This window comes from Streptomyces racemochromogenes (assembly GCF_039535215.1).
Lineage (GTDB): Bacteria > Actinomycetota > Actinomycetes > Streptomycetales > Streptomycetaceae > Streptomyces > Streptomyces racemochromogenes.
Genome location: NZ_BAAAWT010000001.1, coordinates 5,399,857 through 5,421,586, shown reverse-complemented (window position 1 = coordinate 5,421,586; position 21,730 = coordinate 5,399,857). Strand labels below are relative to the sequence as shown.

General features: G+C 74.1%; 18 protein-coding genes, 1 pseudogene and 1 riboswitch. Of the genes and pseudogenes, 14 read left to right on the top strand and 5 right to left on the bottom strand.

Annotated features, from left to right (window positions below; all coding sequences use genetic code 11):
* The first annotated feature begins 212 nt into the window (after nucleotides 1–212).
* Both ypfJ and ABD973_RS24925 read left to right on the top strand, forming a co-directional pair.
* Nucleotides 213–1,103: a KPN_02809 family neutral zinc metallopeptidase gene (gene ypfJ / locus ABD973_RS24930; protein ID WP_125820717.1), complete on the top strand. Its 891-nt coding sequence runs from the start codon at nucleotides 213–215 to the stop codon at nucleotides 1,101–1,103.
* Between the two features lie 69 nt (nucleotides 1,104–1,172).
* Nucleotides 1,173–1,568, top strand: a complete 396-nt coding sequence (locus ABD973_RS24925; protein ID WP_125601944.1) for a VOC family protein — start codon at nucleotides 1,173–1,175, stop codon at nucleotides 1,566–1,568.
* Between the two features lie 143 nt (nucleotides 1,569–1,711).
* Here the strand turns inward: ABD973_RS24925 and ABD973_RS24920 are convergent, their stop codons facing one another.
* Both ABD973_RS24920 and ABD973_RS24915 read right to left on the bottom strand, forming a co-directional pair.
* Nucleotides 1,712–3,127 carry a hypothetical protein gene (locus ABD973_RS24920; protein WP_386381772.1) on the bottom strand — a complete coding sequence of 472 codons (1,416 nt, stop codon included), beginning with the start codon at nucleotides 3,125–3,127 and terminating at the stop codon, nucleotides 1,712–1,714.
* A gap of 140 nt (nucleotides 3,128–3,267) precedes the next feature.
* Nucleotides 3,268–4,399 (bottom strand): annotated as a pseudogene (locus tag ABD973_RS24915) (alpha/beta hydrolase family protein).
* 299 nt (nucleotides 4,400–4,698) lie between these two features.
* Here ABD973_RS24915 and ABD973_RS24910 point away from each other — a divergent pair.
* The 7 genes from ABD973_RS24910 to ABD973_RS24880 all read left to right on the top strand — a co-directional run bounded on the left by ABD973_RS24910 (nucleotide 4,699) and on the right by ABD973_RS24880 (nucleotide 13,357).
* Complete coding sequence (locus tag ABD973_RS24910; RefSeq protein WP_125820719.1) at nucleotides 4,699–5,973, top strand: inorganic phosphate transporter; 1,275 nt, start codon at nucleotides 4,699–4,701, stop codon at nucleotides 5,971–5,973.
* Nucleotides 5,974–6,001: 28 nt separating this feature from the next.
* Nucleotides 6,002–6,223, top strand: coding sequence for a hypothetical protein (locus ABD973_RS24905; protein ID WP_007263389.1), 222 nt, complete (start codon nucleotides 6,002–6,004; stop codon nucleotides 6,221–6,223).
* A gap of 158 nt (nucleotides 6,224–6,381) precedes the next feature.
* Nucleotides 6,382–6,467, top strand: a riboswitch (cobalamin riboswitch).
* A 58-nt stretch (nucleotides 6,468–6,525) separates the two neighbouring features.
* A complete protein-coding gene (locus ABD973_RS24900; protein WP_125601935.1) occupies nucleotides 6,526–7,482 on the top strand; it encodes a cobalamin biosynthesis protein in 957 nt (318 codons plus the stop codon).
* Nucleotides 7,479–9,005: a cobyric acid synthase gene (locus tag ABD973_RS24895; RefSeq protein ID WP_345502193.1), complete on the top strand. Its 1,527-nt coding sequence runs from the start codon at nucleotides 7,479–7,481 to the stop codon at nucleotides 9,003–9,005. The genes ABD973_RS24900 and ABD973_RS24895 overlap by 4 nt, the downstream gene beginning before the upstream one ends.
* Nucleotides 9,006–9,297: 292 nt before the next feature.
* A complete protein-coding gene (locus ABD973_RS24890; RefSeq protein ID WP_125820722.1) occupies nucleotides 9,298–11,397 on the top strand; it encodes a putative cobaltochelatase in 2,100 nt (699 codons plus the stop codon).
* A complete protein-coding gene (gene cobO, locus ABD973_RS24885) occupies nucleotides 11,397–11,996 on the top strand; it encodes a cob(I)yrinic acid a,c-diamide adenosyltransferase (RefSeq protein ID WP_125603847.1) in 600 nt (199 codons plus the stop codon). Before ABD973_RS24890 ends, cobO begins: the two co-directional genes overlap by 1 nt.
* A gap of 5 nt (nucleotides 11,997–12,001) precedes the next feature.
* Entirely contained in the window at nucleotides 12,002–13,357 is a 1,356-nt protein-coding gene (locus ABD973_RS24880) for a cobyrinic acid a,c-diamide synthase CobB (RefSeq protein ID WP_345504730.1), read from the top strand.
* A gap of 20 nt (nucleotides 13,358–13,377) precedes the next feature.
* On the opposite strand, the gene ABD973_RS24875 is transcribed toward ABD973_RS24880, so the two are convergent.
* On the bottom strand, nucleotides 13,378–14,142 hold the full coding sequence (locus ABD973_RS24875; RefSeq protein WP_125603849.1) for a ZIP family metal transporter: 765 nt from the start codon (nucleotides 14,140–14,142) through the stop codon (nucleotides 13,378–13,380).
* A 119-nt stretch (nucleotides 14,143–14,261) separates the two neighbouring features.
* Here ABD973_RS24875 and cobC point away from each other — a divergent pair, with 119 nt between their 5' ends.
* Both cobC and ABD973_RS24865 read left to right on the top strand, forming a co-directional pair.
* Nucleotides 14,262–15,671: an Rv2231c family histidinol phosphate aminotransferase CobC gene (cobC, locus tag ABD973_RS24870; protein ID WP_345504728.1), complete on the top strand. Its 1,410-nt coding sequence runs from the start codon at nucleotides 14,262–14,264 to the stop codon at nucleotides 15,669–15,671.
* A gap of 700 nt (nucleotides 15,672–16,371) precedes the next feature.
* Nucleotides 16,372–17,037: an HAD family hydrolase gene (locus tag ABD973_RS24865; protein ID WP_345502189.1), complete on the top strand. Its 666-nt coding sequence runs from the start codon at nucleotides 16,372–16,374 to the stop codon at nucleotides 17,035–17,037.
* Here ABD973_RS24865 and ABD973_RS24860 read toward each other — a convergent pair.
* A complete protein-coding gene (locus tag ABD973_RS24860; protein WP_345504726.1) occupies nucleotides 17,018–18,262 on the bottom strand; it encodes an NsdA family TPR-like regulatory protein in 1,245 nt (414 codons plus the stop codon). The two genes, ABD973_RS24865 and ABD973_RS24860, sit on opposite strands and share 20 nt — an antisense overlap.
* 194 nt (nucleotides 18,263–18,456) lie before the next feature.
* On the opposite strand from ABD973_RS24860, the gene ABD973_RS24855 reads away from it, so the two are divergent.
* From ABD973_RS24855 to ABD973_RS24845, 3 genes are all read left to right on the top strand, one after another.
* Complete coding sequence (locus ABD973_RS24855; protein ID WP_345502187.1) at nucleotides 18,457–18,615, top strand: hypothetical protein; 159 nt, start codon at nucleotides 18,457–18,459, stop codon at nucleotides 18,613–18,615.
* A complete protein-coding gene (locus tag ABD973_RS24850; protein WP_345502185.1) occupies nucleotides 18,608–18,862 on the top strand; it encodes a hypothetical protein in 255 nt (84 codons plus the stop codon). The genes ABD973_RS24855 and ABD973_RS24850 overlap by 8 nt, the downstream gene beginning before the upstream one ends.
* A 615-nt stretch (nucleotides 18,863–19,477) precedes the next feature.
* Nucleotides 19,478–20,668 (top strand): CapA family protein, encoded by a 1,191-nt coding sequence (locus tag ABD973_RS24845; protein ID WP_345502183.1) that lies wholly within the window; start codon nucleotides 19,478–19,480, stop codon nucleotides 20,666–20,668.
* 19 nt (nucleotides 20,669–20,687) lie between these two features.
* Here ABD973_RS24845 and ABD973_RS24840 read toward each other — a convergent pair whose 3' ends face one another.
* Nucleotides 20,688–21,611 (bottom strand): SCO1860 family LAETG-anchored protein, encoded by a 924-nt coding sequence (locus ABD973_RS24840; protein ID WP_345502181.1) that lies wholly within the window; start codon nucleotides 21,609–21,611, stop codon nucleotides 20,688–20,690.
* Between the last annotated feature and the right edge of the window lie 119 nt (nucleotides 21,612–21,730).

Here is a 21,730-nt window from a genome sequence, read left to right as displayed (position 1 = left end):
CGCGCGATGCTTCGACGCCGCTAATCCGCGAGGAGATTTGCCATGGGATTCATTCTACCGGGGGTGCGCAACCACTTTTCTGGGCCTCCCGTCCCCCGTTCGGCGCACGGGCCACGCCGGGCCGCCCGGCCACGTATCAGGATGAAGGGGCCGACACTCGCCGCAGGGGAGGGTGGCGGCCCCTGGGGTCTCACCGATACGGGCGGTGCGGGATGCAGTTCGACGACAACGCCAATCTGGACACGTCCGAGGTCAAGGACGTGCGCGGCAGCCGTGTCCCGGGCGGGAGGGCCACGATCGGCGGCGGCCTCGTCGGCCTGATCGCGCTGGTGCTGGGGCTGCTCTTCGGGGTGGGCCCGGAGCAGCTGGGCCTGTCGGACGGCAGTCCGGAGCCGGTGTCGACCGCCTCGTCGGCCGCGCAGGTGCAGCAGTCCTGCAGGACCGGGCAGGACGCGAACCAGCGCGAGGACTGCCGGCTGGTCGCGGTGGTCAACAGCACCCAGGACTTCTGGAGGCAGGAGTTCCAGAGGCGCGGCGGCGCCTACCGCCCGGCGTCGACGGTCTTCTTCACCGGCCGGGTGAACACCGCCTGCGGGGCGGCCACCGCGGCGGTCGGGCCCTTCTACTGCCCCGGCGACCGGCAGGTCTACCTGGACCTGGGCTTCTTCGACGAGCTGCGGACGAAGTTCGGGGCGAGCGGCGGCCCCTTCGCCCAGGCCTACGTGGTGGCCCACGAGTACGGGCACCACATCCAGAACCTGACCGGCACGCTCCAGCGGGCCCAGGACGGGCGGCAGGGCGCGAACAGCAACGCGGTGAAGGTCGAGCTCCAGGCCGACTGCTACGCGGGGGTGTGGGCGCACAACGCGACGAGGACCCCGGACGAGTCCACGGGGCGGCCGCTGATCACCAGCCTCACCGACCAGGACATCCAGGACGGGCTGGACGCGGCGGCGGCGGTCGGCGACGACCGGATCCAGGAGAAGTTCCAGGGCCGCGTCACCCCGGAGTCCTGGACCCACGGCTCGGCCGAACAGCGCCAGCAGTGGTTCTACCAGGGCTACCGCACGGGCGACATGGCCCAGTGCAACACCTTCCGCTGACGGCCGGTGCCGCCTGCCATGCTGTGACGTGGGTCACTTGAGCCGTCGTCACAAGAGGGAGTGATCGTCATGGCAGGCGTTCCGTCCATCTACCCCACGCTGCTCTACCGCGACGCGAAGGCGGCGGTCCAGCAGCTCACCGAGGCGTTCGGGTTCACCCAGGTCGCGGTCTACGAGGGCGACGACGGCTCGGTGATGCACGCGGAGCTGGCGTACGGGAGCGGCGCGGTGATGCTCGGCAGCAAGGGCCGCGGCGGCGCCTTCGACAAGGCCATGGAGGCGGCGGGCCCGGCCGGGGTCTACGTCGTGGTCGACGACGTGGACGCCCATCACCGGCGGGCGGCCGAGCACGGCGTGGAGATCCTGATGGAGCCCACCGACCAGGACTACGGGTCCCGGGACTACATGGCCCGGGACGCCGAGGGCAACGTCTGGAGCTTCGGGACGTACGCGCCGCAGCTGTGACGCCGTCCCCGCGCCCCGCCGGGGGCGTCGCGGGGAGCCGCGCGAGGCGGCCACGGACGGGCCGCGGGCGCGCGCCGGGCCGGACGCGGCCGTGCCGGGGGCGTGGCTCCCGGCGGGCGGTCCGCAATCCGCCCGGCCAGGGCTCAGGCGCCGCCGGTGTGGACCTGGAAGGCGGCCCGGCGGACCGCCTTGGCGAGGGCCGGGTCGGGGTGGGCGGCGGCCAGCGCGACCAGCACCTGCACCGTGCGGGGGTGGCCGACCGCACGGACCTCGTCCAGCAGCCGGGGCACGGTGGTGCGGACGGCGGAGTCGAGGTGCCGGGCAAGCAGGTCGGCCTCGCCGTGGTCGGCGATGGCGGCGGCGGTGTCCACCCACAGCCAGGTCGACTCCTCGGGGGTGAGCACGTCCTGGGCGTCGTCGGGATCCACCCCGTCGTGCTCGGCCAGCCAGAGCAGGGCGTACGGCCGCAGCGCGGGCTCGCGCAGGGCCGTGCGCACCTCGCGCTCGGCGGGGGCCCCGACCACCCGCAGGGCCTCGAAGGCCAGGCCGCGCAGCAGGGCGTCCTCGCCGCGGGCGGCGTGCAGCAGCTCGCTGACGGCGTGGCCGACGGGCCGGGCGGCGAGCCAGGCCCGGTACTCGGCGCGGGCCGGGCCGGGGGTGAGCCGGGCGCAGCCGTGCAGCATGGCGGCGGCGGACTGCTCGATGTTCCCGGCCGGGCTCTGGGCGGCGACGCAGATCTGCTCCAGCTTCACCCACACGGCCCAGCTGCCGAGGGGGGTGAGGGTGGCGCGGGCGGGGCCGAGGGTGAGGGCGTCCACGGCGGCGAGTCCGCCCAGGGCCCAGCGCAGCAGCCGGGCGAGCGGCAGCGGCCGGGGTTCGGCGGGGGCGGTGGAGCCGGCGGCGGGCTCGGGGCCGTAGGGGACCTCGCAGCGCTCGTCGCGCAGCTCGGTGACCCGCTGGCCGAGCAGGTCCAGGAGGTCGGGGACGGTCACCGGGCCGGCGGACAGCTGGAGCAGCGACAGCAGCTGCGGCATGGCCTCGACCACCTCGGCGACGGCCGAGGGGGCGATGTCCGCGGGGGCGGGGTGGACGAGCGACCAGGCGTCGAAGAGGGCGACCCAGCCGCGCAGTACGGCGGTGTCGTCGCGGTCCCAGGCGTGCAGCCGCCAGCCGGGGCGGGCGTGGCCGCCGTGGACCTCGACGAGGCCGGAGAGGCGGGCGCGGTCCCAGCCGACCCGGATCTGCCCGTGCGTCAGGCCCAGTTCCGCGGCGGCCCGTTCGACGTCGACGGCGGGCAGGGCGCCCGAGGGCGCGGGGCGGCCGCCGTCGCCCGCGCCGAGGTTCAGCTCGGCCCAGCGGGCCAGCCGTACGGCGTCCACGAGCGAGGCGCGGGCGCGGTTCGCCAGGTCCGCCGTGGCGGGGGTGCCCGCCGGGGGCCTGGCGGCCGGCCGGGTTCGCCGGTCGGTCACCGCCTTGCGCGCCGTGGCGACGGAGCGCTGGGAGACGAGTCGGAGTCTGGAGTCGCGAGCCAACTGCTCATCAGGCTTTCGGGACGTCACGGAAGCAGTCTCGCCCGTCACTGGCCGAAAGCCCAAACGGAACGGGTCATTTCCACAGGTCACAGGGTGGATGAACCGGGAGGAATCCCCCACGGCGCCCCGTCCGCCACAGGCCCTTCACCCAGGCGCCACATCACACGTCACATGAGGGGGGTCAGGAAGCGCCGCAGCGCCTCCTCGTAGCGCAGCGGGTCGGCGTTCCACATCGCCCCGTGCCCCGCGTCCATCACGGTGTGCAGGGTGACCAGGTCGGGCCGGGCGGCGGCGAGCCGGCGGGAAGGCTCCCAGGGGGCGATCGTGTCGGCGGGCCCGTGGAAGAGCAGGACGGGCACGCGCAGTGCGCCGGGGTCGGCCCCCGGCGGGAGGTGGTCGGCGCGCAGCCCGGCGCGGCCCTCGGCGGCCCGGACGGCGAGCGGGAGCAGCGGGGCCGGGGTGCCGCGGGCGGCGGCCAGGGCGCGCAGGGTGGTGTGCCAGTCCATGACGGGCGAGTCCAGCACCAGCCCGGAGACCCGGCCGGCCAGGGCGGAGCGCTCCAGGACGCGCAGGGCCATGGCGGCCCCGGTGGACCAGCCGTACAGGACCACGCGGCGGGCCCCGTAGCGCAGGGCGTAGCGGATGGCGGCGTCCAGGTCCCGCCACTCCGACTCGCCGAGGTGGCCGAGGCCGTCCGGGGAGGCGGGGGCGCCGAGGTCGCCCCGGTAGCCGAGGTCGAGCACCGGCAGGCGGTGGCGGTGCAGGAAGGGCATGACCGTCATCGGGTGCTCCCGGCCGGTGCCGAGCCCGTGGACGGTGATCACCCAGGTGCCCCGGGCGCCGGGCAGGAACCAGGCCGGGAGCGGGCCGAGCTCGCCGGGGACGTCCACGTCGGCGTGGTCGAGCCCGAGCGCGGAGCGCGGGTCGCCCCGGTGCACCTGGGGGGTGAGGGCGACCCGGGTGCCGGGGGGTCAGCTCGCCGTGGCTGACGGACAGGAGGCGGCGTACGACGGTGTCCGGGCCGTGCGGGACGCCGGTGAGGACGGAGCCGACCACGGCGTGCACCCCGGGCGCCTCCAGGGCGTGGACGCCGGGGCGCAGGGAGGCCAGGGAGCGGGTGAGGAACACCCGGCCGGGTCCGGTGGCGTGCACGCTTAGGCGGGGGCCGCCGGGCAGCGGGCGGCCCGGTTCGGGCCGCAGGGCCGCGTCGGCGGCGTACCGGCCGGCCGCGACCGCGGCCGCTCCGGCGCCGATCAGGGTCGTGGTGACGGCCGCTGCCGTCGCTGTGGCGGTACGCACCGTTCCAGTCTGTGCGCGCGGGGACGGAGGGGCCACCGGAGCGGATCGCTCCGAACGGAGTGATCTAGCTCTCTTTCCGGGGTCCGGGGAGGGGTGCCCACCGGCCCCGGAACCTACCCGGAGGGGTCCGTTCACCCTGCTTTGACGTGCAGGAATCGGGACGGCTACGGCAGAATCAGGACGAATGGTCCGATCGTGTGGCGCGTGGGGACACCGTGTCGCCCGAGTCAGTTCATCTTCCGTTCACCCAGGTTGCTTACGTTCGCCGAGCCACTGACGCCAAACAGAAGCCTGGGTAAATGGAGCACATAACGCTTCTCCTCGGGATCGTGATCATCACCGCTCTCGTGTTCGACTTCACGAACGGTTTCCACGACACAGCCAACGCGATGGCCACCACCATCTCGACCGGCGCCCTCAAGCCCAAGACGGCGGTGGCCATGTCCGCCGTGCTCAACCTCGTCGGCGCGTTCATGTCCGTGGAGGTCGCCAAGACGATCTCCAAGGGCCTGGTCAACGAGGAGGGCATCCAGCCCGAGGTGATCTTCGCGGCCCTGGTCGGCGCGATCCTCTGGAACCTCGTCACCTGGCTGGTCGGCCTCCCCTCCAGCTCCTCCCACGCCCTGATGGGCGGCCTGGTCGGTGCGGCCGTCGCCTCCGCCGGCCTCGGCGCCGTCAACGGCGACACGCTCGTCACCAAGGTGCTGCTCCCCGCCGTCGCCGCGCCGATCGTGGCCGGTGTGGCCGCGATGCTGGCCACGAAGGTCACGTACAAGCTGAACGGCAAGATCGGCGAGAAGACCTCGGCCAAGGGCTACAAGGCCGGCCAGATCGCCTCCGCCGGTCTCGTCTCCCTCGCGCACGGCACCAACGACGCGCAGAAGACGATGGGCATCATCACCCTGGCCCTGGTCGCCGGCGGTGCGCTCGCGCCCGGCTCCAACCCCCCGGTCTGGGTCATCGTCTCCGCCGGCATGGCCATCGCGCTCGGCACCTACCTGGGCGGCTGGCGCATCATCCGCACCATGGGCTCCGGCCTGACCGACCTGCAGCCGCAGCAGGGCTTCGCCGCCCAGACCTCGGCCGCCAGCGTCATCCTGGCCTCCTCCAACCTCGGCTTCTCCCTCTCCACCACGCACGCCTGCTCCGGCGCCGTCATGGGTGCGGGCCTCGGCCGCAAGGGCGGTGTGGTCCGCTGGTCCACCGCCACCCGCATGTTCGTCGCGTGGGGCCTGACCCTGCCGGCCGCCGCCCTCGTCGCCTCCGGCGCCGAGCTGGTCATGCGCACCGGTGACATCGGCGTCATCGCCGTCACCGTCTTCCTGGTCGGCTCCTGCGTGGCCATCTGGCTGATCTCCCGCCGCCAGGTCGTCGACCACACCAACGTCAACGAGAACGGCACCGCCTCCACCGAGGCCGAGGAGCCGGGCGTGGTCACCACGGCCATGGCCGCCGTCGCGGTCCCGCCGCTGGCGGGCACCACCGCCGCCGTCACCGACGAGGACCTCAAGGCCACCATCCCGGCCGCGACGGCCGCCCCGACGACCCCCACGGCCCCGGCCGCGGCGGTCTGACCCCGAGAACGACAGAGGAAACGGCAGTATGAAGATCGACTGGGCAGCACTCGGCTCCGTCTTCGGGGTCAGCCTCTCCGCCACCGTCGCCCTCGTGGCCCTCTTCACCCTGGGCCTGGTGGGCCTCTCCAAGCACGAGGCCGCCACCGAGCAGGGCGGGGCCGCCACCCTGGCCCGCAGCGGCGCATACGCCTGCTTCGCCCTCTGCGCGGCGGCCGTGGCCTACGGCATCTACCTGATCGTCAGCTGACACCGCCGCACCGCGTACGAGGCTCCCTCCGGTATCCACCGGAGGGAGCTTTCGCGTACCCGCGCCCCTCCACCGCCCTCCGTCCCACCAGGTCAACGGCAAGTTGACGGGCGTTCGCGGGGCGTGGTGGACTGCCCGAGCCAACACGGCGGCATGGAGAGGAAGTCCGGTGCGAATCCGGCGCGGTCCCGCCACTGTCACCGGGAGACGCACGCCACGCGTGCGCCCCGGGAGCCAGGAACTCTCGCCGCCGGACACGTCGAACCAGGGCGCGGACCCTGAGTGAGGACATACCTGCCACCATGCGTGCCGACCGCGTCTTCGCGTACGGCGCCACGGCGGGGCTGATCGGCGACCGGATCCTCGGGGATCCGCGCCGGGGGCACCCCGTGGCCGCCTTCGGACGAGCCGCCGCCGCCGTCGAGGGCGCCCTGTGGCGCGACGACCGCGCCCGCGGCCTCCTGCACACCCTCCTCTGCGCGGGCGGAGCCGCCGCCGTCGGCGCGCTGGGCGCACGCGCCGTGCGCTCCCGGCACGCGGCCGCCCGTATCGCCCTGACCGCCGCGGCCACCTGGGCCGTCGTCGGCGGCACATCCCTCGGCCGGGAGGCCCGCGCCATCGGCGGGGCGCTCGCCGCCGGGGACGCGGAGGTCGCCCGGGAGCGGCTCCCGCACCTGTGCGGGCGCGACCCCCAGGCGCTGGACGAGCAGCAGATGGCCCGGGCCGTCGTGGAATCCGTCGCCGAGAACACCTCCGACGCGGTCGTCGGGGCCCTGGTGTGGGGCGCCCTCGCCGGAGTCCCCGGACTGCTGGCCTTCCGCGCCGTGAACACCCTGGACGCGATGGTCGGCCACAAGTCGCCCCGTTACCTGCGCTACGGCTGGGCCTCAGCCCGCCTCGACGACCTGGCCGGCTGGCCCGGCGCCCGCCTCACCGCCCTCGCCGCCGTGGCCGCCGGCCCCGACCGGCGCGGAGCCGTACGGGCCTGGCGCGCCGACGCCGCCGCCCACCCCAGCCCCAACGCCGGCCCGGTCGAGGCCTCCTTCGCCGGAGCGCTCGGCGTCCGGCTCGGCGGGACCCTCTCCTACGGCGGCCGGATCGAACACCGGGCGGTGCTCAACGGGGAGCGGGGGCGGCCCGTGGAGGTCGCGGACATCGAACGGGCCGTACGGCTGTCGCGACGGGTGACCTGGCTGGCGCTCGGCGCCTGCGTGGCCGTGCGCTCGGCCGTGGCGATGACGAGAAGGGGACGGGCATGAGCGGGACCGGGAGGGGGCGCGGCGGCGGACTGCTGGTCGCCGGTACGACCTCCGACGCGGGCAAGAGCGTGGTCACGGCCGGCATCTGCCGCTGGCTGGCCCGCCAGGGCGTGAAGGTGGCCCCCTTCAAGGCCCAGAACATGTCGCTGAACTCGTTCGTCACGCGGGAGGGCGCCGAGATCGGCCGCGCCCAGGCCATGCAGGCCCAGGCCGCCCGGGTCGAGCCGACGGCGCTGATGAACCCGGTCCTGCTCAAGCCGGGCAGCGACCGCAGCAGCCAGGTGGTGCTGCTGGGCAAGCCGGTCGGCGAGATGAGCGCACGCGGCTACCACGGCGGCCGCCAGGAGCAGCTCCTCGGCATCGTCACGGACTGCCTGGAGCAGCTGCGGGGCACGTATGACGCCGTGATCTGCGAGGGGGCGGGCAGTCCGGCCGAGATCAACCTGCGCCGGACCGACATCGTGAACATGGGCATCGCGCGGGCCGCGCGGTTCCCGGTGGTCGTGGTCGGCGACATCGACCGGGGCGGGGTCTTCGCCTCCTTCTTCGGGACCACGGCCCTGCTGTCGGCGCAGGACCAGTCGCTGATCGCCGGGTACATGGTCAACAAGTTCCGCGGCGACGTGTCCCTCCTGGAGCCGGGCATGGAGATGCTGCGCGGCCTGACGGGCCGGGCGACGTACGGGGTGCTGCCGTTCCGGCACGGGCTGGGCATCGACGAGGAGGACGGCCTGCGGGTCTCCCTGCGGGGCGCGGTACGCGAGTCCGTGGTCGCCCCGCCCGTCGGCCAGGACGTGCTGCGGGTCGCGGTGTGCGCGGTGCCGCTGATGTCGAACTTCACCGACGTCGACGCGCTGGCGGCCGAGCCGGGCGTGGTCGTGCGGTTCGTGGACCGGGCCGAGGAACTGGCCGACGCCGACCTGGTCGTCGTACCGGGCACGCGCGGCACGGTTAAGGCGCTGGAGTGGCTCCGGGAGCGCGGCCTCGCCGACGCGCTGGCCCGGCGGGCCGCGGAGGGGCGGCCGGTGCTCGGCATCTGCGGCGGCTTCCAGGCCCTGGGCGAGCACATCGAGGACGAGGTCGAGTCGAAGGCCGGCTCGGTGGCGGGGCTGGGGCTGCTGCCCGTACGGGTGCGCTTCGCGGTGGAGAAGACCCTGGCCCGGCCGGAGGGCCGGACGCTGGGCGAGGAGGTCACCGGCTACGAGATCCACCACGGGGTGGCCGAGGTGCTGGGCGGGGAGCCCTTCCTCGACGGCTGCCGGGTCGGATCGGTGTGGGGCACCCACTGGCACGGCTCGCTGGAGTCGGACGGCTTCCGCCGGGCGTTCCTCCGGGAGGTCGCCTCGGCCGCCGGGCGCCGCTTCGTGCCGTCGCCGTCCACCTCCTTCTCCTCCCTGCGGGAGGAACAGCTGGACCTGCTGGGCGACCTGATCGCCGAGCACGCGGACACGGATGCGCTGCTGCGGCTGATCGAGAACGGCGCCCCGGCGGGCCTCCCGTTCCTCCCCCCGGGCGCGCCGTGACGGCCCCGCCCCTGCGGGGCTGCTCCCCTACCCGCCCTTCCCCCGTTCCCAGGGGCGCTGCCCCTGACCCCGTTGCGCTCAAACGCCGCGCGGGCTGGACGTATCCAGCCCCGCCGGCGTTTGAGGCGCGGGGGTCCGGGGCGCAGCCCCGGGGAACGGGCGAAGGGCGGGTAGGGGACCCAGCCCCGCGCAGCGGCACCGGCCCCGGCCTGCCCGACCGCACGGCAAGCCCCTGCACCGCGCCCCCCGACAGCCCGCGCACGCGTACCCGTACAGGAGGAGTGAGCAACCCATGAGCACGCCCTACCCGTTCACCGCAGTGGTCGGCCAGACCGACCTGCGGCTGGCGCTCCTGCTCAACGCCGTGAGCCCGGCGGTCGGCGGTGTGCTCGTGCGCGGCGAGAAGGGGACCGCCAAGTCCACCGCCGTGCGCGCGCTGTCCGCGCTGCTGCCGCACGTGGACGTCGTCCCCGGCTGCCGGTTCTCGTGCGCGCCCACCGCGCCCGACCCGGCCTGCCCGGACGGCCCGCACGAGCCCGGCCCCGGCGCCGGCCGCCCCGCGCGCATGGTCGAGCTGCCCGTCGGCGCCTCCGAGGACCGCCTCGTCGGCGCCCTCGACATCGAACGCGCCCTCGCCGAGGGCGTGAAGGCCTTCGAGCCCGGCCTGCTCGCCGACGCGCACCGCGGGATCCTGTACGTCGACGAGGTCAACCTGCTCCACGACCACCTCATCGACCTCCTCCTCGACGCCGCCGCCATGGGCGCCTCCTACGTGGAGCGCGAGGGCGTCTCCGTACGCCACGCCGCCCGGTTCCTGCTCGTCGGGACGATGAACCCCGAGGAGGGCGAGCTGCGCCCGCAGCTGCTCGACCGGTTCGGGCTGACCGTCGAGGTCGCCGCCTCCCGGGAGCCCCGGCAGCGCGTCGAGGTGGTGCGCCGCCGGCTCGCGTACGAGGACGACCCCGCGGGCTTCGCCGCCCGCTGGGCCGGGGACGAGAGCGAGGTGCGGGCGCGGGTCGTGGCCGCGCGGGCGCTGCTCCCGCAGGTCCGGCTCGGGGACACCGCGCTGCTGCAGATCGCCGCCACCTGCGCCGGGTTCGAGGTCGACGGCATGCGCGCCGACATCGTGATGGCCCGTACCGCGACCGCGCTGGCCGCCTGGGCGGGACGGACCTCGGTGCTGAAGGAGGACGTCCGGCAGGCCGCCCTGCTGGCCCTCCCCCACCGGCGCCGGCGCAACCCGTTCGACGCGCCCGGCCTGGACGAGGACAAGCTCGACGAGATCCTCGACGGCTTCCCCGACGAGGAGCCGGAGCCCGAGCCCGACCCGGAGCCCGGGGGCCCGGACGACGGCGGCCCCGGCGACGGCGGCGGCCCCGGCGGGGACGGCGGCGGTGTGCCCCCGCAGGACGCCGGCCCCGAGAGCGGGCACGCGCCCGAGGAGACCGCCCCACCGCAGGAGGCTCCCGAGCCGCAGCCCTCCACCCCCCGGCAGGGCGCCGGCGGCGCCGAGCAGGCCGCCGTGGGCGCCGCCGAACCGTTCCGCACCAAGACGCTCAGCGTGCCCGGCCTCGGCGAGGGCGCGGCCGGCCGGCGTTCGCGCGCCCGTACCGCGCACGGCCGCACCACCGGCGCCCAGCGCCCCCGGGGGCAGCTGACGAAGCTGCACCTGGCGGCCACCGTGCACGCCGCCGCCCCGCACCAGAAGGCGCGCGGGCGCACCGGCCGCGGCCTCGTCGTGCGCCGGGACGACCTGCGCCAGGCCACCCGGGAGGGCCGCGAGGGCAACCTCGTGCTGTTCTGCGTCGACGCCTCGGGCTCGATGGCCGCCCGGCAGCGGATGAGCGCCGTCAAGGGCGCGGTGCTGTCCCTGCTGCTGGACGCCTACCAGCGCCGGGACAAGGTCGGCCTGATCACCTTCCGCGGGGCCGACGCCGAGCTGGCCCTGCCGCCCACCTCCTCGGTGGACGCGGCCGCCACCCGGCTGGAGAAGCTGCCCACCGGCGGCCGCACCCCCCTCGGCCCGGGCCTGCTCAAGGCCCGTGAAGTGCTGCGGATCGAGCGGCTGCGGGACCCCTCGCGCCGCCCGCTGCTGGTGGTCGTCACCGACGGCCGGGCCACCTCGGCCGGGTCCGTCGGCGGCGACCCGCGCGAGCTGTCGGGCCGCAGCGCCCGGCTGCTGGCCGCCGAGGGCATCGCGTCGGTGGTGGTGGACTGCGAGTCCGGGCCGGTCCGGCTGGGGCTCGCGGGGGCGCTGGCCGCCGATCTGGGCGCGCCCGCAGTGACCCTCGACGGGCTGCGGGCCGACTCGCTGGCCGGGCTCGTGAAGAACGTACGTACCGCGGTGACCCACACCGCGTCACCCGACAGCATCCCCAGGAGGGCCGCGTAATGCCGCAGGGACAGCCGACCGTCGTTCCGGACGACGGTCTCACGACGCGTCAGCGCCGCAACCGTCCGCTCGTCTTCGTCCACACCGGGCCCGGCAAGGGCAAGTCGACGGCCGCGTTCGGCCTGGCGCTGCGCGCCTGGAACCAGGGCTGGCCGATCGGGGTGTTCCAGTTCGTCAAGTCGGCGAAGTGGAAGGTCGGCGAGGAGAACGCGCTGAAGGTGCTGGGCGCCTCCGGCGAGGGCGGGTCCGTCGTCTGGCACAAGATGGGCGAGGGCTGGTCCTGGGTCCAGCGGGACGCGCAGCTCGACAACGAGCAGGCCGCCAAGGAGGGCTGGGAGCAGGTCAAGCGCGACCTGGCCGCCGAGACGCACAAGCTGTACGTGCTCGACGAGTTCGCGTACCCCCTGCACTGGGGCTGGATCGACGTGGACGAGGTGATCGAGGTGCTGCGGGACCGCCCCGGCACCCAGCACGTGGTCATCACCGGGCGCAACGCCCCGGAGAAGCTGCTGGAGTTCGCGGACCTGGTCACCGAGATGACCAAGGTCAAGCACCCCATGGACGCCGGCCAGAAGGGCCAGAAGGGCATCGAGTGGTGACGTCCGTGAACGTGCCCCGGCTGGTCATCGCCGCGCCGTCCTCCGGCAGCGGCAAGACCACCGTGGCGACGGGCCTGATGGCGGCCTTCGCGGAGCGCGGCCTCGCCGTGTCCCCGCACAAGGCCGGGCCCGACTACATCGACCCCGGCTACCACGCGCTGGCCACCGGCCGACCGGGCCGCAACCTCGACGCCTTCATGTGCGGGCCGGAGCTGGTCGCGCCGCTGTTCGCGCACGGGGCGGCCGGCTGCGACCTGGCCGTGGTCGAGGGCGTGATGGGGCTGTACGACGGCGCCGCCGCGCGGGGTGAGCTGGCCTCGACGGCGCAGGTGGCGAAGCTGCTGCGGGCGCCGGTGGTGCTCGTGGTGGACGCCTCCTCGCAGTCCCGGTCGGTGGCGGCACTGGTGCACGGCTTCGCCTCGTTCGACCCCCAGGTGCGCCTGGGCGGGGTGATCCTCAACAAGGTGGGCTCCGACCGGCACGAGGCGATGCTGCGCGAGGCGCTGGAGGAGGCCGGCACGCCGGTCCTCGGCGTCCTGCGGCGGGCCCCGCAGGTGGCGACGCCGTCCCGGCACCTGGGCCTGGTCCCGGTCGCCGAGCGGCGGGCCGACGCGGTCGCCGCCGTCGCGGCGCTGGCCGAGCAGGTACGGGCCGGCTGCGACCTGGACGCGCTGATGGCGCTGGCGCGCACGGCTCCGGCGCTGGAGTGCGAGCCGTGGTCCGCGCGGGAGGCCGTCAGCCCCCTCGGGGGGCCGCGTCCCGTCGTCGCCGTCGCCGGCGGCCCCGCGTTCACGTTCTCGTACGCCGAGCACGCGGAGCTGCTGCGCGCCGCCGGTGCGGAGGTGGTCACCTTCGACCCCCTCCACGACGAGGCGCTCCCCGAGGGCACGAGCGGGCTCGTGATCGGCGGCGGCTTCCCCGAGGTGTACGCCCCCGAGCTGTCGGCGAACGAGCCCCTGCGGGGGGCGGTCGCGGACTTCGCGGCGGCCGGCGGGCCGGTGGCCGCCGAGTGCGCCGGACTGCTGTACCTGGCGCGTTCCCTCGACGGGAGGCCGATGTGCGGGGTCCTCGACGCCGACGCCCGGATGTCGGAGCGGCTGACCCTCGGCTACCGCGAGGCCGTCGCGGTGTCGGACAGCTCGCTCGCCGCCGCCGGGACGCGGCTGCGCGGGCACGAGTTCCACCGGACGGTGGTCGAGCCGGGTGCCGGGGCGGCGCCCGCGTGGGGGTTCACGCATCCCGAACGCCGCGTCGAGGGCTTCGTACGGCAGGGCGTGCACGCCAGCTACCTGCACACCCACTGGGCGGCGCAGCCGTCGGTCGCCCGGCGCTTCGCGGAAGCCGCGGCAGCGCACCGGTGACCGGCCTCCCCGGCCGGGGGTCAGTCCGCGATGCCGACCACGAGCCAGATCCCGGCCACCCCGCCCACCGTGCACATCAGCGTGGACAGGGCGGGGTGTTCGTGGTGCGCCTCGGGCAGGATCTCGGCGGCGGCCAGGTACAGCAGGGCCCCGCCGAAGAACCCGAGGTACGCCCCGAGGAGTTCCCCCGGAAGGGTGAACAGCAGGGTGGACGCGGCGCCGACGACCGGGGCGACGGCGTCCGCGAAGAGCATCAGCAGGGCCTTGCGGCGCTCGTTCCCGTAGAGGCGGGTGAGCGTGTAGGTGTTGAACCCGTCGGCGAAGTCGTGGGTGATGACGGCCAGCGCCACGGCCACGCCCATGCCGCCGCCGACCTGGAAGGCGGCCCCGAGGGCCACTCCGTCGGCGACGCTGTGGCCGACCATCGCGGCGGCCGCGGTCAGGCCGACCTGCGGGACGCGTCCGCCGCCGTGGCCGTGCCCGTCATGGCCGCCGGTGCCGCCGTTGTCCGCGGCGCCGTGTGCGGCCTGGCGTACGGCGAGCACCCGCTCCACCACGTGGGCGACGAGGAAGCCGCCGACGAAGAGCAGCAGGGCCAGCGGGACTCCGAACACCTCCTGCCCGGCGGCGTGCACGGCCTCCGGGAGCAGGTCGAGGCCGACCACGCCGAGCATCAGCCCGCCGGCCAGGCCCAGCACCAGGTGGCGGCGGTCGGTGACGCGTTGCGCCGTCCAGCCGCCCGCCAGCGTCATGAGGAACGCGCCCAACGCCACGATCACCGCCATGCGCCCCTGCATACCGACTGGCGGCCGGGTGCGCACTTCCGCACGCGGGTGGCGGGCGGCAGCGTGTTGACGAAGACAGACGGACGAGGGACGGAGGAGGTATCCCGGTGGGCGAGTACGTGACGCGGCTGGTGGTCGGGGTCGGCGGGCGTGCGGGGGTCTCCGTCGAGGAGGTCTGCGCGCTGGTCGAGGAGACGCTGCGGGGGGCCGGACTGGCCACCGGGGCGGTGACGGCGCTGGCGACGGTGGAGTCGAAGACCGGCGAGCCGGGCATCGCGGGGGCGGCGGAACGTTTCGGCGTCCCGCTGGTCGGCTATCCGGCGGAGCGGCTCGCGCTGATCCCGGTACCGCACCCCTCCGCGTCGGTACGGGCCGCCTCCGGCACGGCCTCGGTGGCGGAGGCGGCGGCCCTGGCGGGCGGCGGGGAACTCCTCGTGCCGAAGCGGCGGTCGGTGGCGGCGACGTGCGCGGTGGCCACCGCCGAGGAGCACGACCTGCGCCACCACGGCGACGCGGAGGTCGCGGACGCGGGCGGGACCCTGGTCGACCTCGCGGTGAACGTACGCTCCGACACGCCGCCGGCGTGGCTCAAGGAGCGGATCGCCGCCTGCCTGGGCGACCTGTCGGCCTACCCCGACGGACGGGCGGCGCGCGCCGCGGTGGCGGCCCGGCACGGGCTCCCCGTCGAACGGGTGCTGCTGACGGCCGGGGCGGCGGAGGCGTTCGTACTGATCGCGCGGGCCCTGGGAGCCGTACGGCCGGTCGTGGTGCACCCGCAGTTCACCGAGCCGGAGGCGGCCCTCCGCGACGCCGGGCACCGCGTGGAACGGGTCCTGCTGCGCCCCGAGGACGGCTTCCGGCTGGACCCGGCGGCGGTGCCGGAGGAAGCCGACCTGGTGGTGGTCGGCAACCCCACCAACCCGACGTCGGTCCTGCACCCGGCCGGTGCCCTGGCGGCGCTGGCCCGGCCCGGGCGGACCCTGGTGGTGGACGAGGCGTTCATGGACGCCGTCCCGGGCGAGCGGGAGGCGCTGGCCGGGCGGATGGACGTGCCCGGACTGGTCGTCCTGCGCAGCCTGACCAAGACGTGGGGGCTGGCGGGGCTGCGCATCGGGTACGTGCTGGCCGAGCCAGAGGTCATCGCGAAGCTGGCCGCCGCGCAGCCGCTGTGGCCGGTGTCGACGCCGGCCCTGGTGGCGGCGGAGGCGTGCGTCTCGCCGCCGGCGCTGGCGGAGGCGGAGGCCGCCGCACGGCGGATCGCGGTGGACCGGGAGCACCTGCTGGCGGGGCTCGCGGAGTTCGACGAGGTCACGGTGTCGGGCGTCGCCGAGGGCCCGTTCGTCCTGGTCCGCATCCCCGGCGCGGCGGAGGTACGCACCCGCCTGCGCGCCCTGGGCTTCGCGGTACGCCGGGGCGACACCTTCCCGGGCCTGGACCCCGACTGGCTCCGCCTGGCGGTCCGCGACCGAGCGACAACGGGCCGCCTCCTCCAGGCCCTGGACCACGCGTTGGCGTTGGGGGGGCGGTAGGGGGCTCGGCGCGGGCCCGCTATCTCCCCCTCGACCCCGTGGGGCGGGGCGGGGGTTGCCCACCCGCCCCCTCGTCTGCGGGCCGGGGTGCCGGGGAGCGGGATCCCCTCGCCCCGTCTCAGAGAAGTCTGGGGGCTTCCCGTCAGTCCCATCGTCCTTCCGGGGCGGGCCGGCCTGTCAAGGGCGCTCCTTCGTCGCGTCGCTACGCGATGGCCTTCGGCCACCCTTGACAGGCCGGCCCGCCCCGGAAAGCCGAAAGACTGCCGGGAAACCCCCAAAGAAACGGGACGGACGATCCTTGGAGGAGCGGGTTTCTCAGTGCTGAGACGACGGGCCGGTGGCCGGCCCGCCGGGCATCCGGGCCCTCAGGAGGCGTGCTTCCGGGGCCCGTGCGCGGCTACCCGCACGAGAGGTTGATCGGAGCGACCTGGGAACCCCCCACGCGCGTCAGATCGCTACGCGCTCCTCATTTCCCAGCGTCCGACGACCGCCTTGGGCTGATACCCGCACGAGAGGACGAACAGAGCAGCCCAGGAATCCGACGGGCGCGACAGATCGCTACGCGCTCCTCTGGTCTCGGCGGCCGGCGGCCGTCCTGGGCTGATACCCCTGCGGAGGATGGTGTTTCACTGCCCGCGCCAGGCTCCCAATCCTCGGCTTTGCCTGCCGAGTTCCGAGAAGTCGTCACTAGGCTTCACGCATGACGATTCGCGCAGTGGTCTTCGATGTCGGCGAGTGCCTGGTGGACGAGACGCGGGAGTACGGCACATGGGCCGACTGGCTCGGCGTGCCCCGGCACACGTTCGCCGCGATGTTCGGGGCCGTGATCGCTCAGGGCCGCGACTACCGCGATACCTTCCAGGTCTTCCAGCCCGGCTTCGACCTGTACGAGCAGCGCGAGGCCCGGGCTGCGGCCGGGCATCCCGAGCACTTCGATGAAGGAGACCTGTACGGGGACGTTCGCCCCGCTCTCGCGCAGCTGCGCGAGGGCGGGCTGTGGCTGGGCATCGCAGGGAATCAGACGGTTCGTGCCGGCAAGATCCTTCGCGAGCTCTTCGCCACGGACGTCGATCTGATCGGGACCTCTGACGACTGGGGGGCGAGCAAGCCCGATCCCGAGTTCTTCGTCCGTGTCGCCAAGGCCGTTCCGTTTGCGCCCGACGAGATCCTCTACGTGGGCGACCGTGTCGACAACGACCTGCGGCCCGCTGTGGCCGCCGGCATGCACAGCGCCCTGATCCGGCGCGGCCCCTGGGCCACCGTCCAGTGGGAATCGGAGGAGGCCAAGGCGCTGCCGACCTTCAGGGTCGGCAGCCTCCTCGACCTCCCGCGCCGGATCGACGAGTTCAACGCGTCAACGCGCTGAGGGTCGTCGCCCAGCCGTACAGCCGGTCGTCGAGTTCGCGTACGCACTGCTCGTGCTGCCACGGCGCGAGCGCGCGGCGCGTCTCGCGGACCCTCTCCATCCCGGTCGCGTACCAGTGCGTCTCCAACTGCTCCAGTGCCCGAACCGCAAAGGCGCACGCAGCCTCGGGGGCCCCGGCAGCGGCCTCCACGGCCCCCAGGTCGGCGAGGACCACTGTCCGCTGCTTGTCGGCATCGGGCGGCAGGGTTTCGAGGACTCCCATGAGCGTCTCCCTGGCCTGCGGGAGATGGCCGGCTGCGAGCTGGGTGTTCCCCTTGAACGCGGCCAGCCGGACGGGGCTGAACCAGTCCATCCAGTCAGGGGAGGCGTGCTCTGTACCCGCCGCCAGCAGGTCCTCGCCATGGGTGATGAGGTTCAGGGCTGTCCGCGTCTGCCCGCCCCTCGTCTCGCATTCGGCCTCGACCGCGTCGAGCCACGCCAGGAATTCTGCGGAAGCCGGCCCCCTGCGGGCATAGGTCCGGGCCATCACCATCCGCTCGGCGGCGCCCGCGCGATCTCCGGCCCACCCCGGGATGAAGGCCATGTGAGCCAGCACAGCGGCGCCGAGCAGGGAATCGTCCGCTTCTCCCGCAGCCTGAAGGCCACGCAGCCACGTGTCGCCCGCTTGCTCGGGCTCTCGGAGGTCGAAGAACTCTATGCGGCCCGCAAGGAGGAACGACTCGGCCAGTGCTGCGGCGACGGCCTGTCGCGTGGCGCCCGCCGTTGCGGGGAGCAGAGCCTCGCCGAGTACGGCGTGGGCGCTGACCGGTGGATGAAGGACCGCCGGTGCCACGGTCCAGTAGAGCCGCCGGTGGGCCCGAGTCACGGCGAGGTAGTCGGCGGCCGCACTCGCGGGCTGCGCCGTGGCCGGATGCTGCACCGGGAGCCGCAACGCCGGCGCGACGGGTACGCGTCTGACCGTCAGCGTGCGATCGTGCCCGGCGGGTGGGGTGAAGCCGAGGGCCTCGATGTCCTGCCCGAGCAACTCCGTCAGCGCCTGCTGGGCCGCAGCGTAGGGCCAGGGAGGTGCATCCGACTCCCACCGCCGGACTTGCCGCACGTCGATGGAAACACCTCGACCGGAGAGAGCCTCAACAAGCGCCTGCTGCGACAGATATCCAGCAGCCACACGGGCGGCTTTGAATCGGACGTTCCCGGGTGACCTTGCCACGCTCAACCTCCGCATGTGTGTCAGATGGACGACCACTCTCCCAACAAGTCCCCACCAGGGCCACGTTTTACCCCGCTGGAGGAACAGAGGTCCTCAAATAGGGAGCCAGAAGACCGCGATAAGTCCTAGCTGGGCCGTCCCTCAAGGGCGAACCTCGAACCCCGAACAGGAGCAGGGCGATCCGCCCACTGACCACGGCAGGAAGTGACATGACCAGTCGCACCCGAGACGTGCCTAGCGTCGACAGTTGGGATGAGCCCTCGCCGAGGGTGAGGGTCACAGAGCAACCGAGTCTCGAACTCCTCGACCGGGCGTTGGCCGGCTGGGAGCGCTTCCTCGACACCTTCGAGGGAGCATTCGATGAGTGAGTGCTACGAGTACGTCCCCCACCGCCTCCTCCGCCGCCGCGTCCGTGACATCGCCTCCGGCGTCGAGGGCGTCCTCATGGCCGTGATCAACGAGAACGTCTCCGACACCGGCATCGAACGCTGGATGGAACTCGCCTACATCCGGGGCGCCTCCGGCCGCGAATTCACCACCGCCGCCACCAACGTCGAACCCGCCCCTGACCAGCCCCAGACGGCCGCCGGCCGCCGAGATCAGAGAAGCGCGTAGCGATCCGTCGCGCCCGTCGGCTTCCTGGGCTGCTCTGTTCGTCCTCTCGTTCGGGTACCAGCCCATGACGGCCGCCGGACGCCGAGGAAGGAGGAGCGCGTAGCGATCTGACGCGCCTGTCGGCTTCCCCGGGGGCTCTGGTCAACCTCTCGTGCGGGTAGCCGCGTCCCTGGCCCGGAATCTCGACTCCTGAGGGCCCGAATGCCCGGCGGGCCGGCGCCCGGCTCCGCCGTCTCATCGCTGAGGGAGCCGCTCCTCCAACGTTGGACCGTGCCGTTTCTTTGGGGGTTTCCCGGCAGTCTTTCGGCTTTCCGGGGCGGGTCGGCCTGTCAAGGGTCGCCGAAGGCGATCACGAAGTGACGCGACGAAGGAGCGCCCTTGACAGGCCGGCACGAACCGGAAGGACGATGGGACTGACGGGAAGCCCCCAGACTTCTCTGAGACGGGGGGAGGGGATACCGCTCCCCGCACCACCGCCCCGCACCCAGGGGGCGGGTGGGCAACCACCGCCCCACCCCACGGGGTCGAGGGGGAGATAGCGGGCCCGCACCGCGCGCGCCCCGCCCCCCGGCGCGCCTAGCATGGCCGGAGCTGGCGACGAACAGGGGGCGGTACATGAGGACGGCGGCGCGGATAGGGATCGGGGTGGCCGCGGTGGCGCTGGTCGGCGGGGGTGTGTATGCCGTGCCCCGGGTGCTGGGGGACGGGGTCGAGGGTGCCGCCGAGCAGCGGTTGCAGGGGAAGCCGGGGACCGGGAAGGCCGCGCCGGCCGGGGCGCCGTTCACGCTGGTGGCGACCGGCGACATCATTCCGTACCCCTCGATCATCCAGCGCGCGGCGGACGACGCCGGCGGCAAGGCCGGCGAGTACGACTTCCGGAAGATACTCGCGGGCGTCAAGCCCATCGTGTCCGCCGCCGACCTGGCGATATGCCACCACGAGATACCGTACGGCTGGCCCGGCGGCCCCTACACCGGCTATCCCGCCTTCAAGGCCCCGCACCAGCTGGCCGACGCCCTCAAGGACGCCGGGTACGACAGCTGTTCCACCGCTTCGAACCACACCCTCGACGACGGCTACGACGGCCTCGCCCGCACCCTCGACCACCTCGACCGGGTCGGCCTGAAGCACGTCGGCTCGGCGCGCAGCGCCGAGGAGGCCAAGGCGCCCGCCCTCCTCTCGGCCGGCGGCGCGAAGGTCGCCCAGCTGGACTACACGTACGGGACGAACGGCATTCCGGTCCCGGCGGGCAAGCCGTGGGCCGTCAACCTGATCGACCAGGCCCGGATCGTCGCCGACGCCCGCGCGGCCCGGGCGGCCGGCGCGAACGTCGTGCTCCTCAGCATCCACTGGGGCACCGAGTGGCAGACGGCGCCCGACCAGCAGCAGAAGGACCTGGCGCAGGCGCTGACCGCCTCGCGCGGGCCGGACGGCCTGCCCGACATCGATCTGATCCTCGGTACGCACAACCACGTGCCGCAGCCCTACGAGAAGATCAACGGCACCTGGGTGGTGTTCGGGATGGGCGATCAGGTCGCGAGCTTCTACGAGCCGGAGAAGGCGCGGGGCAACATGTCCTCGATCCCCCGGTTCACCTTCGCCCCGTCGGCGAAGAACGGTGGCCGCTGGGAGGTGGTGAAGGCCGAGTACCTGACGCAGTTCTCGGACATGAAGCCGCCGTTCCGGGTCGTCTGCGCCTCCTGTACGCCGGACCGTGCCGACTACGCGAAGGCCGACAGGGAGGTCACGGCTGCCGTCACCTCGCGCGGGGCCGCCGGCCAGGGGCTGGAGCGCGCCACCCGCTGAGGGGGCGGCGTCACCGGGTCTACCGGGTCCTGCCGCGCCGGGTCACGACGAGGGCGCCCGCTCCGACGGCGAGCAGGAGGATGGCGCCGCCCGCGACGTAGGGGGTGACCGAACCGGCGCCGGTCTCGGCGAGGTTGGCCTGTGCGGGGGTCTGCTTCGTGTTCGTGGTCTGCGCCGCCGTCTGCGGCTTGACGTCGGGCTTGCTGTCGGGCTTGGCCTCCGGCTTCGCGCCCTTGGGGGCTTCGCAGTGGGCTTCGGCCAGGACGATCTCGCCGTCGACCTGGGCCACGTTCAGGTCCAGCGGGTTGACCGACACCTTCAGGCGCAGCGCGGCCGCCGCGGCGGTGGTGGAGGTGGTCTGCGTGCCGGAGAGCTCCAGGGAGACGGATCCGACGCCGGGGACGTCGATCTTGGTGGCGGGGCCGCCGGCGGTGACGGTGACCTTCTTGCCGAGGGCGGTGACGGTGCCGAGGACGTTCGAGGTGGCGACGGGCTTCTTGCCGGCTTCGCAGACGGCCTTGGAGGTGACCTTCTCGACCTCGATGAGGGAGAGCCGGGGCAGTCCGGGGACGTGGACCTTGGCGTGGGCGAGGTTCGATTCGGCCCGGGCGGTGTTCTTGTCGGCGGTGGCCTTGGCGGTGGCGACGTCGGCCTTCAGGACGCTGACGGGCTGTCCCTGTTCGGCGCCGTCGAGGGTGACGGTGAGGGCCGTCTTCTCGGCGGTGGCGGGGGCGGTGACCTCGTTGAGGGTGGTCTTCAGCGGGACGTGGACGGCCTTGTTGAGCAGGCCCACGTCCAGTCCGGCCCGCAGGACGACGGCTCCGGACGTTCCCTCGCTCCCGGCGCCGCCGCCCGTGGCGAGGGCGGGCGGCGCGGTGAGCAGGGCTACCGCCCCCGTGGCGAGCAGAACGGCCGCGGGCATGCGGAAGGTGTTGCTGTTCAAGATGGTGGAACCCCCGGGGAGTTGGGTGCCGCCGGGGGCCAATGGGGGACATCGCGCGCGCCGGCGGCTTCGACGTTCGAATCCTTACGCACGGGGAGTGAACGGTCAGCGACCCGAAG

Excerpts from the sequence above, each read along its gene's own strand:
- ypfJ (WP_125820717.1), top strand. The coding sequence starts at position 213 with ATGCAGTTCGACGACAACGCCAATCTGGACACGTCCGAGGTCAAGGAC.
- ABD973_RS24925 (WP_125601944.1), top strand. The coding sequence starts at position 1,173 with ATGGCAGGCGTTCCGTCCATCTACCCCACGCTGCTCTACCGCGACGCG.
- ABD973_RS24910 (WP_125820719.1), top strand. The coding sequence starts at position 4,699 with ATGGAGCACATAACGCTTCTCCTCGGGATCGTGATCATCACCGCTCTC.
- ABD973_RS24905 (WP_007263389.1), top strand. The coding sequence starts at position 6,002 with ATGAAGATCGACTGGGCAGCACTCGGCTCCGTCTTCGGGGTCAGCCTC.
- ABD973_RS24900 (WP_125601935.1), top strand. The coding sequence starts at position 6,526 with ATGCGTGCCGACCGCGTCTTCGCGTACGGCGCCACGGCGGGGCTGATC.
- ABD973_RS24895 (WP_345502193.1), top strand. The coding sequence starts at position 7,479 with ATGAGCGGGACCGGGAGGGGGCGCGGCGGCGGACTGCTGGTCGCCGGT.
- ABD973_RS24890 (WP_125820722.1), top strand. The coding sequence starts at position 9,298 with ATGAGCACGCCCTACCCGTTCACCGCAGTGGTCGGCCAGACCGACCTG.
- cobO (WP_125603847.1), top strand. The coding sequence starts at position 11,397 with ATGCCGCAGGGACAGCCGACCGTCGTTCCGGACGACGGTCTCACGACG.
- ABD973_RS24875 (WP_125603849.1), bottom strand. The coding sequence starts at position 14,142 with ATGGCGGTGATCGTGGCGTTGGGCGCGTTCCTCATGACGCTGGCGGGC.
- ABD973_RS24865 (WP_345502189.1), top strand. The coding sequence starts at position 16,372 with ATGACGATTCGCGCAGTGGTCTTCGATGTCGGCGAGTGCCTGGTGGAC.
- ABD973_RS24860 (WP_345504726.1), bottom strand. The coding sequence starts at position 18,262 with ATGCGGAGGTTGAGCGTGGCAAGGTCACCCGGGAACGTCCGATTCAAA.
- ABD973_RS24855 (WP_345502187.1), top strand. The coding sequence starts at position 18,457 with ATGACCAGTCGCACCCGAGACGTGCCTAGCGTCGACAGTTGGGATGAG.
- ABD973_RS24850 (WP_345502185.1), top strand. The coding sequence starts at position 18,608 with ATGAGTGAGTGCTACGAGTACGTCCCCCACCGCCTCCTCCGCCGCCGC.
- ABD973_RS24845 (WP_345502183.1), top strand. The coding sequence starts at position 19,478 with ATGAGGACGGCGGCGCGGATAGGGATCGGGGTGGCCGCGGTGGCGCTG.